This window comes from Rhabdobacter roseus, assembly GCF_014202275.1.
GTDB classification, from domain to species: domain Bacteria; phylum Bacteroidota; class Bacteroidia; order Cytophagales; family Spirosomataceae; genus Rhabdobacter; species Rhabdobacter roseus.
Genome location: NZ_JACHGF010000002.1, coordinates 60318 through 74261 on the forward strand (window position 1 = coordinate 60318; position 13944 = coordinate 74261).

A 13944-nucleotide genomic window follows, 5' to 3' on the forward strand; every position below is an offset into this window, starting at 1 on the left:
CCGCCATGCCAACCTCCCTCCGTTTTCTTCCACTGCTGCTGGGCCTGCTGCTGGGCCTGAGCACGCTCAGCCAGGCCCAAACCGCCAACCTCTGGACGGGCCAGACCGACAGCAACTGGCACAACCCGGCCAACTGGTCGCTGGGGCTGGTGCCCAACGCCTGCCACGACGTCATCATCCAGGGGGCCACCTCAGCTCCCGCCCTGCAGGGTGACGTGCAGCTGCACGAGCTGTACCTGCTGGACGGGGCCTCGGTGCTCACCAACGACTACGACATCTACCTGGGGCTGGGCCTGCCCTTCACGGTGGTAGCGCACGGAGCCACGCTGCCCTGCGCCGACGGCCCCGTCTTCCCCCTGACGGCCACCGTCACGGGCCCGGACACGACCGCCTACCACTACCTGTGGATCGGTCCGGCGGGCGATACGCTGCAGACCATCGACCAAACGGTGGCGACCGATACCCTGTTCATCAACAGTCCGCAGACGGGCGTCCGGCGGGACACGGCCGGGATCGTCGTGTTCTTTCAGGCGGGCTTCTCAGTGGCCCCGGGGGCCGACTACCTGGCCGTGATCAGCCAGGCGCAGCGGGCCACCACCCTGACGGCCTCCCGCTCGGGGATCTACACGCTGATCGTCACCGATCCGGCCACGGGCTGTAGCGTGCAGGATACGGCCCTGCTGCGGCGGGAGGGGGCCCCCACCCTGGCGGTGACGCCGCCCGCCCCGCTGAGTTGCCTGAACGAGTCGGTGACGCTGCGGGCCACGGCCAGCCTGACGGGCGGCAGCCCCGGCAGTCCGCTCTACAGCTGGGCGGGGGCTCCGGCCACCGTTTTGGGCAGCACCCAGGCGGTCAGCCAGCCGGGCTCCTACGTGATCACCGTCACCGACCCCAACAACCTGTGCAGCACCGTCGATACGGTGGAAGTCATAACCAACCAGACCCTGCCCCAGGCCACGCTGGCGGGCGGGATGCTGAGCTGCGATCCGGCCCAGCCGCTGGTGCTGCGGCTGAGCGGGCAGGAGCCCGTCACCGCTTCGGTGCTCTGGGCCAGCGGAGCCACCACCGACAGCCTGGCGGTGAGCCAACCCGGCAGCTACACGGTGACGGTGCGGCACCCGGTTTCGGGCTGCACGCTGACGCTGACGGCGGAGGTCACGGCCAACCCGCTCTGCGCGGTGGCCGAGGGCTGCGCGCTGCCGCCCCTTCCGGCGGGAGGAGGCCTCACCTACGAGCGCTGGGAAGGCCAGCCCGGCAGCCAGGTCAGTGACCTGAACCTGGCGGTGGCCCCCGACACAGTGGGCGTACTCACGAGCCTGGAAGCCCCCAGTCTGGGGCAGTCCAACTACGGCGTGCGCCTGCGGGGCTACGTGGTCCCCCCTACCGGCGGGACCTACACCTTCTGGCTGGCGGCGCACGCCGACGCCGAACTCTGGCTGAGTACGGACGAGGATCCCCTGCATAAAGTAAAAATCGCCCACCAGACCGGCCCGGTGGGCGCGCGCCAGTACGGAGCCACGCCCAGCCAGCGCTCGGCCCCCGTAACGCTGGCCTGCGGGCAGCGCTACTACCTGGAGGTGCTGCACAAGCAGGGCAGCGGCAGCGATCACCTGTCGGTGAGCTGGCAGATCCCCGGCCAACTGTGGGATACGCTGCCCGTGCCGGGAGCCTACCTGACTCCCTTTGCTACCTGCGCGCTGGCCATCGAGGGCGACAGCACGGCCCTCTACCTGGGCCAGACCCGGGCTTTGCACCTGGAGCGGCCGGGCGGGCTGACGGAGCCCGTGGCCTGGAGCAGTTCCTACGCCCACTACGTCAGCAGTCTGACGGCCACCGACAGCACCGACAGCCGCAGCGGCGTGGACACGGTCTACGTGCGTCCCGGGGCGGCGGGCACCTATACCTACGCGGTGCGCAGCAGCACCGACGCCAGCTGCTGGGCCGAGTACCGCCTGCGGGTCATCGACCAGGCCTGCGCCTGCGAGGACTGCGACCTCCCGGCGGTGAAGGAGACCGACTACCCCAGCCTGGACGGCAGCCAGCCGCTGAGCGGTAGCCACAGCTACGTGGCCGAGAGCCTCTACCGCACGGCCGACGGCAGCTCGGTGAGCCAAACGGTGACCTACCTCGACGGGCTGGGACGGCCGGTGCAGCGGGTGCAGGTGCAGGCCGGGGGCTACGGGCCGGGGGGCGCGGCTCCCACCGACCTGGTGCAGCCCATCGTCTACGACGCGCTGGGACGACAACCCCGGGAGTATCTGCCCTACGCCGGGGCCAGCAGCGGGGGCCAGTTCGCGGCCGGGGCCGTCGCGGCCCAGGCCAGCTACTACGGCAGCACGCTGGGCAAGAGCGGGGCGGCCTACGCCCAGCTGCAGTACGAGGCCTCCCCACTGAATCGGGTGGTGGCGCGCACCGCGCCGGGCAGCAGCCAGCCGGTCACCTACCGCTACCGGACCAACCGGGCCGGGGAGCTCTTCCGGCTGCAGGTTGATTTTTCTACCGAGCCGCTGCGGGTGAGCACCTACGCGGCCGGGTCGCTGCGGGTGGTGGAAACCACCGACGAGGCGGGGCGGCCCACCACCGAGTACCGGGATCTGTTCGACCGGGTGGTGGGCCAGGACGTGGGCGGACTGCGGACGCACTACGGCTACGACGCCCGCGGGCAGCTGCGATGCGTGGTGCCGCCGGGGGCCGTGCAGTTGCTCAGCGACGGGGCCAGCCTGGACCCCTTCGCCGGGGATTTGCTCTTCGCCTACCAATACGACGCGGAGGGCCGCCTGACGGCCAAGAAAGTACCCGGATCGGGCAGCAGCACGATGACCTACACCAGCCGGGACCTGCTGGATACCAGCACTGACGCCAAGGGGCAGGTGCTGAGCTACACCTACGACACCCTGAACCGGGCGGTGACCGTCTCGCTGAACGGGCAGGAGATCACCCACCACTACTACGATACCTACCCCAGCGACGATTTCGAGGCCAGCCACGCCTTCGGGCAGGCCCGCAAGACCAACACCACGGGCCTGGCTACGGCCACCGACCAGCGAGTGCTGGGCAGCAGCACGCTGCTGCGCACGAGCACCTACTACGACGCCGAGGGACGGGTAATCCAACTCTCATCCCAGAATCACAAAGGGAGCGTGGACCGCAGCTCCCTAAAGCTGGATTTTAGCGGGCAGGTGCTCGAAGAGCGGCAGACGACCCGGGGGCTGACGCTACTGACGCGCCGCTCCTACGACCGGGGCGGGCGCGCCAAGGCGATCTGCCAGCAGGTCTACGACGAGCAGACGCCCGAGGCGGGCAAGTACTGGGAGCCCGTGGGGCGCTACGCCTACAACGGCATCGGGGAGCTGACGGGCAAGACGCTGGGCTGTGGCATCCAGCGGGTAGACTACGCCTACAACCTGCGGGGCTGGCTCACCAGGATGAACGATCCGGCGCAGCTGGCGGCGGGCAAGGACTTCTTCGGCATGAGCCTGACCTACGACGCGGTGGGCAACATCAGCGGCTGGCAGTACCGCTCGGCGCAGCGGACGGGCCCCTACACCGAGGCGTTTTCGGTGACGGCCAAGGAGCTCTACCAGTACGGCTTCACCTACGACAACCTCTACCGGCTCAAAACGGCGGGGCTGACCAAGGCCGGAGCGCCGGTCTATGCCCTGGGTGGAACGGACAACGGGGCCATGGACTACGATGCCAACGGGAACATCACCAGCCTGCGGCGCAGCTTTCAGGGCAGCGTGGTGGATGAGCTCAGCTACGTCTATACGACGGGCTCCAATCAATTAGCGTCGGTGGCCGACGGGGGTACCAATCCTTCCACGCCCAACGAGTTCTTCGGCAGCAACGCCAGCTACGGCTACGATGCCAACGGGAATCTCATCAGCGACAGCGGCAAGGGCATCAGTAGCATCAGCTACAACTACCTGAACCTGCCGCAGGCGGTCACCCAGGGCAGTCAGACGATCGGCTACACCTACGAGGCGGGGGGACAAAAGCTCAAAGCGGATTTTGGCAGCGGGAAGGTCTACGACTACGTGGCCGGGCTGGTGTACGTCAACGACAGCCTGGAGTTTATCCCCACGGCGGAGGGAAGAATCCTGCCGCCGGGACGGGCGGTGAACCCGGGTGATACGGTTACGAACAAATTTTACCGCTACGAGTACCAACTTAAAGATCATTTGGGTAATTTAAGGGTGGCGTGCCGCTGTGAGGAGAAGCCTAATGCCACGATGCCTTCTGAGGCCTACGTGCCGATCGTAGTACAGGAGAACCATTACGATCCCTGGGGCTTGAGTTTACCGCTGGATACGCTGATAGGCAGTCCTGCGGACCGCTTTACCTATAACGGCAAGGAGAAGCAGGGGGAACTGGGTTGGCTGGATTACGGAGCCCGGATGTATGATGCGCAGCTTGGTAGGTGGGGTGTCATTGATCCAATGGCGGAGAAGTACTATTCATTTTCTCTCTATAATTATTCGTTAAATGATCCTATTTTATTAAATGATATAGATGGTAGAGATATTGATGTAAGTAGATTTAATAGTAAAGAAGAGCAGGAAATTCTGCGAAAGTTTCTTACAACTAAAGAAGGGTACTCATTTTTTGCCCAGTTTGCTAATAAAGGGGATAAAGTTGCTGGGGTGATATTCAAAGCAACAGGATCACATGCAAAAGATTTATTGGTTATACAGTCCACTGATCATGTCCACATGGTATACGATAATGGGCAAACTCAGACCTTTGAGCGGAAAAACCCTGCTGAAAATACTGATCGCCCTGGAAGCAATTACGGAAAAGACCTTCAATATGCTGATAAAAATACGGATGCAAGTAAAGGCATTATTCATCTGATCCGTATAAACAAAGGACAAGATGATGTATTTAAGTTACATACTTTATCCCATGAATCATTTGTCCACGTACAGGAGGACATAAACAGATTAAGTACTTTGCAAAGTGATGGTTCAATTAGACCAGGTACTATGAAGTATATCGATCAACTCCGAGCAATAGGAGAAAGTGCTATATCGGATCATAATAAATTAGGACAAGGGAGAATTTCGAGTTATAGGAATATAAGTGCTCAATTAGATAAACTTAATAATACTAAAGTTTATACTGAGTTGTACAATAAAGATGTAAGAAATCATGGCAAGAGGTAATTATTTATGTTTAATTTATTTGATTTTCACAAATTTAATATTTCTTAATTGTGGGAGTAATATAAGAGGACAGGAGAATGTTCTAGCCTTTGATACATTATCGGATGGTAGGCTATTAATTTCTGGTATGCTTATAAATGGAAAAAAAAACGGGGTCTGGAATAGCTATTATGATAATGGACAGTTTCAATTTGTAGAAACGTACATTAATGATACACTAAATGGACCTTGGATCTCTTATAGGGATAATGGCAATATCTTTACATTGGGGGAATTCAAAAATAATCTTGAAGAAGGGGAATGGTTACATTTCGGAGAGTATCCTAATCATATTGCTGTGAAGCGGTATTATTCTAATGGTAAAAAGATAGGGACATGGGAATACTATGATCATCATGGTCGTCTGGAATTGAAGATCAAATACGGTAAAAATGAGGTTGAAGAAATACTGGTGGACAACCGAATGCCTGTGCCAGATCAACAATAATTGTATGGCGTTTCATTGTCTAGAGATGATTATGAGGGAATACGCATAAATATCATATATGCCTACGACTTGCGGGCCAAGTCAAGGCCGGAGCGCCGGTCTATGCCCTGGGCGGAACGGACAACGGGGCCATGAGCTACGATGCCAACGGGAACATCACCAGCCTGCGGCGCAGCTTTCAGGGCAGCGTGGTGGATGATCTCAGCTATGCCTATACGACGGGCTCCAACCGCTTAGCGTCGGTGGCCGACGGGGGTACCAATCCTTCTACCCCGAACGAGTTTTTCGGTAGCAACGCCAGCTACGGCTACGATGCCAACGGGAATTTGATCAGTGACAGCGGCAAGGGCATCAGCAGCATCAGCTACAACCATTTGAACCTGCCGCAGGCGGTCACCCAGGGCAGCCAGACGATCGGTTACACCTACGGAGCCGGGGGGCAGAAGCTCAAAGCCGATTTTGGTAATGGGAAGGTCTACGATTACATCGCCGGGCTGGTGTACGTCAACGACAGCCTGGAATTTATCCCCACGGCCGAGGGAAGAATCCTGCCGCCGGGAAGGGCGGTGAATCCGGGTGATACGGTTACGAACAAATTTTACCGCTACGAGTACCAACTTAAAGATCATATGGGCGGGCGGCGTTCCGCTAACTTGCGTATCGCGTGCCGGTGCGGGGAGCAGGAGAATGCCACGACGCCTTCTCAGGCCTACGCGCCGATTGCGGTGCAGGAGAATCACTATGATCCCTGGGGCTTGAGCTTGCCGCTGAATGCCCAGGCTGAGTGGGTAGCGGGTAGTCCGGCCGACCGTTTTACCTACAACGGCAAAGAGAAGCAGGGGGAGTTGGGTTGGCATGACTATGGAGCCCGGATGTACGATGCCCAGATTGGTAGGTGGGGGGTGGTCGATCCGCTGGCGGATTCTGCCAGGAGATTTAGTCCTTATGCTTATGGATTTAATAATCCAATACGCTTTGTTGATCCTGACGGCCGAATGGGCGATGATCCTCAGGATGGGTGGTTGCAAAAGCTGCTTAATTATTTTGGCTTTTTAGCGCAACCCCAATCTGAGCAAGAGGCCCAGATGTATGCCAGTAGGCAGGAGCAACTCTCGACGGTCTCTACAAGGTTGCAGGAAGGGGGAGAATCATTACGGAAAAAGGTAGCGTATGTTCCCCTCTTGGGTTCTGCTTCAGAACTCAGCCATGCCGCTGTAGAAAAAGATAATACCCAGATTATGGTTAATACTATCTTTTTGGGGTTGGATGCTTTACCTATAACAAATGCCGCTAATGGGGGAAGTAATATAGCATTGGGTGTAAGAGAACACCTTGGTGGCTTTGCAAAAAAAGTTGGAGGTAGTACTTGGGAAACATGGGGAACTAAAAACTTCCAAACACAATTCTTAGAAACAATAAATAATCCAGCAAATAAAATTCACTTTAACCTTGATGGAGTGGGTAATGTTTGGAAAGCGGTCAGTGATGGTGCCAAAGGATTTGGAAAAAGTCTACATGTTACAAGCTGGGAACTACATCAAATATATTCTAATCCTGATGCATTAGGAAGAACAATATTTTATCAAGGTGGAAAAGTAGTGCCGAATCCATTTTAAAAAAGGAGATATTATGAATAAGGACATTTTTAATTCAGACAGGGATTTTACTGTTTTTGATTATTTTATTAGTCATGGACAGTTATTAATTAGATCAAAGAAAGGAGATAATCAAAAATGTAATATTGACATCATTTTCTTTGACACAACATTCCTACAATTGTTTACAATGTTATATGGTTTGACAATAAGGGTAGTCAACAAAGATGATTTCATTAAGTACGATTCTGTTAATAAGTATCTCAGTTATGATAACAGTAATTTATTTGAGATAATAAGTGGTAATGAGAAATACTATATTGCGGCATCATTTGTTAAAGTTTTTGAAAATGAATTAGAATTTAATGAAACGAGTTTAGGGATGATTCATAAAGGTCGAGAGAAAGAGATAGCAGGAAGCCGCTAAGGGGATAAAGGCTAGTAGTAAAGTATTATTAAACATGTTAAGACAGCTACAAGCTAAGTTCAAACACGCTGTAGACTTTGGAATTACAGACAATTGGAATAAAGCTGCATCAGGCAGGTTTAACTCAGCAATTAATCAGTAATCATTCTGTGTAAGTTCAAACTATTAATGGAACATATAGGGGACAACCTGTAATTCACTATGTCAATCCAAATATTGGATTGAATGTAATACTAATTCAGGATTGAGGTGGCGTATTTTTTAGGTAAGGAAAACAAGTTAAAGAGATTACATTACCTACTTTCTCGAATAGTTCCTGGACAATATTCTTGATCTTTGCTTGTGCTTGTTCTAGACTTTCAAATACCCCGAGGAAGGCAAGTACGCGGGGCTGGCTCACGAAGATGAACGATCCGGCGCAGCTGGCGGCGGGCAAGGACTTTTTCGGCATGAGCCTGAACTACGACGCGGTGGGCAACATCAGCGGCTGGCAGTACCGCTCGGCGCAGCGGACGGGCAGCTATGCCGATGCGTTTTCGGTGACGGCCAAGGAGCTCTACCAGTACAGCTTCACCTACGACAACCTCTACCGGCTCAAAACGGCGGGGCTGACCAAGGCCGGAGCGCCGGTGTATGCCCTGGGCGGAACGGACAACGGGGCCATGGACTACGATGCCAACGGGAACATCGTCAGCCTGCGGCGCAGCTTCCAGGGCAGCGTGGTGGATGAGCTCAGCTACGTCTATGCCGCGGGCTCCAACCGCTTAGCGTCGGTGGCCGACGGGGGTACCAATCCTTCTACCCCGAACGAGTTTTTCGGTAGCAACGCCAGCTACGGCTACGATGCCAACGGGAATTTGATCAGTGACAGCGGCAAGGGCATCAGCAACATCGCGTACAACTACCTGAACCTGCCGCAGGCGGTCACCAAGGGCAGTCAGACGATCGGCTACACCTATGATGCGGGGGGCCAGAAGCTCAAAGCGGATTTTGGTAGTGGCAAGGTCTACGACTACATCGCCGGGCTGGTGTACGTCAACGACAGCCTGGAGTTTATCCCCACGGCCGAGGGAAGAATCCTGCCGCCGGGCCGAGCGGTGAACCCGCCGCTCAACGACGAGGCGGGGGTACCGGCGGGCGTAGCCAACACGTTCTACCGCTACGAGTATCAATTACGGGATCATTTGGGTAACTTGCGTATCGCCTGCCGCTGCGGAGAACGGGAGAATGCTGTGACTCCTTCCCAGGCCTACGCACCGATCGTGGTGCAGGAAAATCACTACGATCCCTGGGGCTTGAGCTTGCCGCTGAATGCCCAGACTGAGTGGGTAGCGGGTAGCCCTGCCGACCGCTTTACCTACAATGGAAAAGAGAAGCAGGGGGAGCTGGGCTGGCATGACTATGGAGCCCGGATGTACGATGCCCAGATTGGTAGGTGGGGCGTGGTGGATCCGTTAGCGGAGAAGAGAGAATGGCTCTCCCCATACAATTATGTGCAGAACAATCCTATTTTAAGGGTTGACCCAGATGGTGCTTTTGATTTTGTACAAAGGGGGGATGGAAGTATCTATTGGGACAAAAATGCGAACTCCCAGGCAACAACCAAGCAGGGAGAAACCTATTTGGGTACATCATTGAATTTTACATTTAATAGTTATATTAATAATACTTTTGATGGTCCACAACCACCGTGGGATGTTACTGGGGATAAATTGACTTCTACTATTATTGTGACGGGTAATGAGGCTGCGGACGGGAGCCTAACTTCGGTTGATATTAAATCATCATATTCCATTGGAGAAACCGGAGGTATAGCTATGTTCAAAGGCCGTGATTATTTTCCCGGACTAGGAGGTGATCAAAATAAGGCGATTGATATCAAGGGTATGAAAGGGGGAACAGTTACGTTTGAACAGCATGCGAGCGTACCGGGAATTGAGGCTGCTGGTTTGAGTCTTTTAGGCTACGATGTTGTCAATGTTGCTCAAAAAGCTACTTTTAATTTGTCTGGAAATAAACTTTCCGTTACGGCGAGCACTGATGTTTTTCCGTCCGCTACTCTATCGGTAAACGGTAAGCAATTGTTCCAATACAACCAACCCTCATTTAAAGCTACACATGGACGTGGTTCAAGCTATACAGATAATGGAACCGGGGGAGCCGTCACTAATGACATTCAGAGGAGACCTACACCAAGTTTTCACACAAGATACAAGAAGTAATATGAAGACGGCAAGAATATTTTCAAAGTTTTCGGGATATATTTTGATAAAATGGGTCTGCTTCTATTTATATCAGTTTCTTGAGAGTAGAAATTCATGGAATTGGGAAAAAGTAAATTCTAGGGAAGATGCTTTGTTTACCGCTTGGATGTTATTAGCTCTGCCAATACTCGAAATTCTTATTCTTATTTTCCCATTCCAACTGGCCCTAAAGCAAAAAGGAATAATAGCATTATTCATCCTTTTGCTAACCTTTTCATTTGAATTTGCAATTGGTTGGTATGCGACTAACCAGCGTTTTGCAACATGGATGATTATAAAATTATTCTTTAGTGTAGCTCTTTTCTACATTTTCTATAAAAAAGAGATATGGATAAATGGGTAAGCAAAATACATTTCGTCAAATAGCCTAAGCCCCAGAATGCCCGGGGCTTTTAGCTTATCAGAGTGCCGCAATATTTTTAAGTTTTGCGGCCTTGATCAGGTTGTCAATTGTATAGAGGATATTGTTTTTATCTTTCTCGGAGAGGTTTTCGATTTCCTGTAGGTGTTGCAGGTTCTTTTTATCAAGCACCATGTTTTCGGATTTGCCCAGCAGGTAGCCAATACTTTCTACCGCTACGAATACCAACTTAAAGATCATTTGGGTAATTTAAGGGTGGCATGCCGCTGTGAGGAGAAGCCTAATGCCACGGCCTTCCCAGGCCTACGCGCCGATCGTGGTTCAGGAGAACCACTACGATCCCTGGGGGCTGAGTTTACCGCTGGATACGCTGATAGGTAGTCCAACCGATCGCTTTACCTACAACGGCAAGGAGAAGCAGGGGGAACTGGGCTGGCTGGATTACGGGGCTAGGATGTATGATGCCCAGATTGGTAGGTGGGGTGTTGTGGATCCCTTGGCACATATGAGAGTGTCTTTAACTCCCTACAACTTCGTAAGTAATAATCCGATATTTAGAATTGATCCGACAGGAGCTTTGGACTATCCTATTTATGGGAAAGATGGCACGTATTTGGGAGATGATGGTAGAACTGGAGGGGATTTGGCTTTTATCGGGGAGCTGACGGGCAAGACGCTGGGCTGCGGCATCCAGCGGGTGGACTACGCCTACAACCTGCGGGGCTGGCTCACGAAGGTGAACGATCTGGCGCAGCTGGCGGCGGGCAAGGACTTTTTCGGGATGAGCCTGAGCTACGACGCGGTGGGCAACATCAGCGGCTGGCAGTACCGCTCGGCGCAGCGCACGGGCAGCTATGCCGAGGCGTTTTCGGTGACGGCCAAAGAGCTCTACCAATACGGCTTCACCTACGACAACCTCTACCGGCTCAAAACGGCGGGGGTGACCAAGGCCGGAGCGCCGGTCTACGCGCGTCGGGCTCGGACTAAGGCCTCCAGCGCCGAATCCTTGAGTTTTAACAGGCTTTGGTAGTCCTCTCCGGTGCAGCCTAACAACTCGCGGTAGTAACGGACTGTAGGACGGGATATACCCGTCTGCCGAACGATATTACGCTCGGAAAAATTTTGATTTAATAGCAGTAGTGCCTGCCGTAACTTTTGCATACTAAGTGACTGGTTAGCCATAAGTCTAGGTCGTGATTAGGTCAAAACCCAATCTAACCCCAACCCATGGTTGCAGCCCTTAGTGGTAAACTTTGTGACGGAATGTCAGGCTTGTATAACATCAAACCAACTCCCAGGTGGTAAACGTTGCCTCGGAACTAGTGGCAAAGTTTGGCCCGGAATACTGGTAAAGTTTCCGTCGGAACAGTGGTAAACTTTGCTCCGGAATTGGTGGTAAGGTTTCGAGCGGAATGGTGGTAAAGTTTACTCCGGAATATCCACCCTGGCCGCCACCAGCAGCAATAGCAGCATCGGCTCTTTGAGCAGACCCCATACCGCCGTCAGCATTCCGTTTTTGCTTTTATCGTCTACGTAGTTCTCGCCGTGGGCCCGGCGGGATTGCAGGGCCTGGTCGGTGGTGAGGCCTCGGGGAGGATTCGTGGGGTCGGTGTACATGAAAGGTAGATCTGGGGTATCCATAGCGTGGCATCTCTTGAGTACTTTCAATCCTTTGGGTTTTTAAGCGTCGCTTTTGCGCTTACTCCGTCTCTATTTCCGACCAGACTCCCACCGGGCCGCCGACACCATGACAAGCTATTCAAAAAACGGTTCCTTTCCAAATGCGCAGACGCGCGCTGGCGGTACCCGCAGCGGGATAAGGTAATAGACCCGGTAACGAAGTGAAGACCCTCAGGCCGTCCTGCAAGAAACGGGGCGAGAAGATGCTGGATTTGGTGCGGATGGCTGGGCAGGAAGAGGGTAGGTACTTGGCTAGATAGCCAAGGGATCTGACCGGTGGCTTTTAAGGTACCTGTGCCGTAGTAGCGCCGCCGCTTGCTCTTGTCACCGAGCTCCCAGGCACTCCGTTTCGCTGTGCGATTTCGCCAGCACCCGTGCCAGAACTACCCACCGTTTAGGGTACCTTACCCGCTGGCTGGGCGATAGGTATGCCTATTCTCAAGGTACTTGCCGAGTCTACCTTCAAAGACTTGGAATATCCATCTACACTATCATCGTTTAATCCGTATTCCACGGTGAAGGTTTAGTAAGTCGAAGACTTACCTTATGTTTAGCCACCCGTTTTTGTAAACGGACGGCAGCGGGGGGGAAAGTAGCCCCAGCTCACCTAACTGCAAGAGCAGGCTTTTTATACTACCTCCCCCCCCCAAAAAAGCCCACCTCCCTTTTTTGTTTGCTCTGTCCGATTCACTACCTTAGCCGAGGGGATAGCGCTTCGTAAAGGCTATCCCTTAATTCCTAACGTATTACGTTCTAGCCACCCTCTACCACCCATGCACAACCACGTAGCCTTCCTGGACGAATGGGGTAACAACGGGCTCGACTTTACGAAAAAAGGAGTGTCTACGCACTTCATCGTGGTGGCCCTGACTCTGCCGAAGGAGCGGGTACCCGAAGCGGAAGAGGTACTTGAGCGGGTACGGCGGAAGCACTTTCAGGCCGGACCGATGAAATCGGCCGGGGTAGGCAGTAACCACGGGCGGCGAAGGGCCATCCTGGCCGAGCTGCTGGAAGCGCCTTTTCAAATTTTTGCCCTGGTGGTAGACAAGCGGCAACTGATCGGGGAGGGGCTACGCTATAAAGGATCCTTTTACAAGTTTCTCCACGGCCTGGCCGACCGGGAACTGTACCGTACCTTCCCAAACCTGGAGCTGGTGGCCGATGAGCACGGGAGCAAAAGCTTCATGGAGGGCTTCATCCGCTACGTGCAAAACCGGCACATCCCCAACCTGTTCAACCAGGCTACCTTTGGCTTTGTCAATGATCAACGTAGCTTACTGGTGCAGGGGGCGGACCTGGTGGCGGGTACCTTAGCCCGCTGCTACGACGAAACGGTACTGACCGACGAGCGCCCAATCTTTATTGAACTACTGCGTCCCAAGCTGCTGACCCTGCGCTTTTGGCCCGATGTATTCGCCCCTTCTCTAGCCCAGACGGCTTTGGGCGCAGAAAAGTACCATCCCGTGCTGGCCGAACTGAGCGTTAACCTGGCGAACGATTTCCTGAATACGAAAAACGCCCACCTCTCTCCGCCGGAACTCGACCAGGTGACCTGCCTGCACTACCTGGTCTTTCTCTTCCGGCACATCGACCCCACGCGCTATATCTCCAGCCTGGAGCTGATGGAGCATCTCAAGGCCAGAAAGGGCAAAGATATATCGCTGCACTACTTCCAAACCAAGGTGATTGCGCCGCTGCGGGATGCGGGCGTACTGATTGCCAGCAGCGCGCGGGGCTATAAGCTCCCGGCCAGCGAGCGCGACCTGTACGATTTCATCAACCACAGCCATACCATCATCGCGCCCATGCTGTCCCGCGTCCAGAAATTCCGGGACCGGATTCGACTGGCTACCGGTGGAGCTCTGGATGTGCTGGACCGGGAGGAATATGGTACGTTGCGAAGGTTGGTAGAGTAGATCGAAGGCGGTTATTGGTTAGGGGAAATGAGGCTATTTATTCCTGTGT

Annotated in this window: 11 protein-coding genes; 9 read left to right on the top strand and 2 right to left on the bottom strand. The window is 54.3% G+C overall.

From position 1 onward, the window contains the following. The first annotated feature begins 5 nt into the window (after positions 1–5). The 7 genes from HNQ92_RS28895 (at position 6) to HNQ92_RS05280 (ending at position 10281) form a co-directional block, all read left to right on the top strand. Positions 6–5165: a DUF6443 domain-containing protein gene (locus HNQ92_RS28895; RefSeq protein WP_184171923.1), complete on the top strand. Its 5160-nt coding sequence runs from the start codon at positions 6–8 to the stop codon at positions 5163–5165. Then, on the top strand, positions 5152–5652 hold the full coding sequence (locus HNQ92_RS05255; RefSeq protein ID WP_184171925.1) for a toxin-antitoxin system YwqK family antitoxin: 501 nt from the start codon (positions 5152–5154) through the stop codon (positions 5650–5652). Before HNQ92_RS28895 ends, HNQ92_RS05255 begins: the two co-directional genes overlap by 14 nt. A gap of 131 nt (positions 5653–5783) precedes the next feature. Beyond that, positions 5784–7268: an RHS repeat domain-containing protein gene (locus HNQ92_RS05260; RefSeq protein ID WP_184171927.1), complete on the top strand. Its 1485-nt coding sequence runs from the start codon at positions 5784–5786 to the stop codon at positions 7266–7268. Positions 7269–7281: 13 nt separating this feature from the next. Then, complete coding sequence (locus HNQ92_RS05265) at positions 7282–7674, top strand: hypothetical protein (protein ID WP_184171929.1); 393 nt, start codon at positions 7282–7284, stop codon at positions 7672–7674. Positions 7675–7708: 34 nt separating this feature from the next. Continuing rightward, a complete protein-coding gene (locus HNQ92_RS29145; RefSeq protein WP_184171931.1) occupies positions 7709–7816 on the top strand; it encodes a colicin D domain-containing protein in 108 nt (35 codons plus the stop codon). 262 nt (positions 7817–8078) lie between these two features. Next, positions 8079–9896, top strand: coding sequence for an RHS repeat domain-containing protein (locus tag HNQ92_RS05275; protein WP_184171933.1), 1818 nt, complete (start codon positions 8079–8081; stop codon positions 9894–9896). A gap of 1 nt (position 9897) precedes the next feature. Beyond that, positions 9898–10281 (top strand): hypothetical protein, encoded by a 384-nt coding sequence (locus HNQ92_RS05280; RefSeq protein WP_184171935.1) that lies wholly within the window; start codon positions 9898–9900, stop codon positions 10279–10281. A 57-nt stretch (positions 10282–10338) separates the two neighbouring features. On the opposite strand, the gene HNQ92_RS05285 is transcribed toward HNQ92_RS05280, so the two are convergent. Next, the gene (locus tag HNQ92_RS05285; RefSeq protein ID WP_184171937.1) at positions 10339–10539 is read right to left on the bottom strand and encodes a DNA-binding protein; all 201 of its coding nucleotides are present in this window, start codon (positions 10537–10539) and stop codon (positions 10339–10341) included. 43 nt (positions 10540–10582) lie between these two features. Between HNQ92_RS05285 and HNQ92_RS05290 the strand changes: the two genes are divergently transcribed. Next, entirely contained in the window at positions 10583–11329 is a 747-nt protein-coding gene (locus HNQ92_RS05290; protein ID WP_184171938.1) for an RHS repeat-associated core domain-containing protein, read from the top strand. A gap of 395 nt (positions 11330–11724) precedes the next feature. Here the strand turns inward: HNQ92_RS05290 and HNQ92_RS05295 are convergent, their stop codons facing one another. After that, positions 11725–11940 (bottom strand): cation-transporting P-type ATPase, encoded by a 216-nt coding sequence (locus HNQ92_RS05295; RefSeq protein WP_184171940.1) that lies wholly within the window; start codon positions 11938–11940, stop codon positions 11725–11727. Positions 11941–12752: 812 nt separating this feature from the next. Between HNQ92_RS05295 and HNQ92_RS05300 the strand changes: the two genes are divergently transcribed. Next, complete coding sequence (locus HNQ92_RS05300) at positions 12753–13895, top strand: DUF3800 domain-containing protein (protein ID WP_184171942.1); 1143 nt, start codon at positions 12753–12755, stop codon at positions 13893–13895. Positions 13896–13944 lie beyond the last annotated feature (49 nt).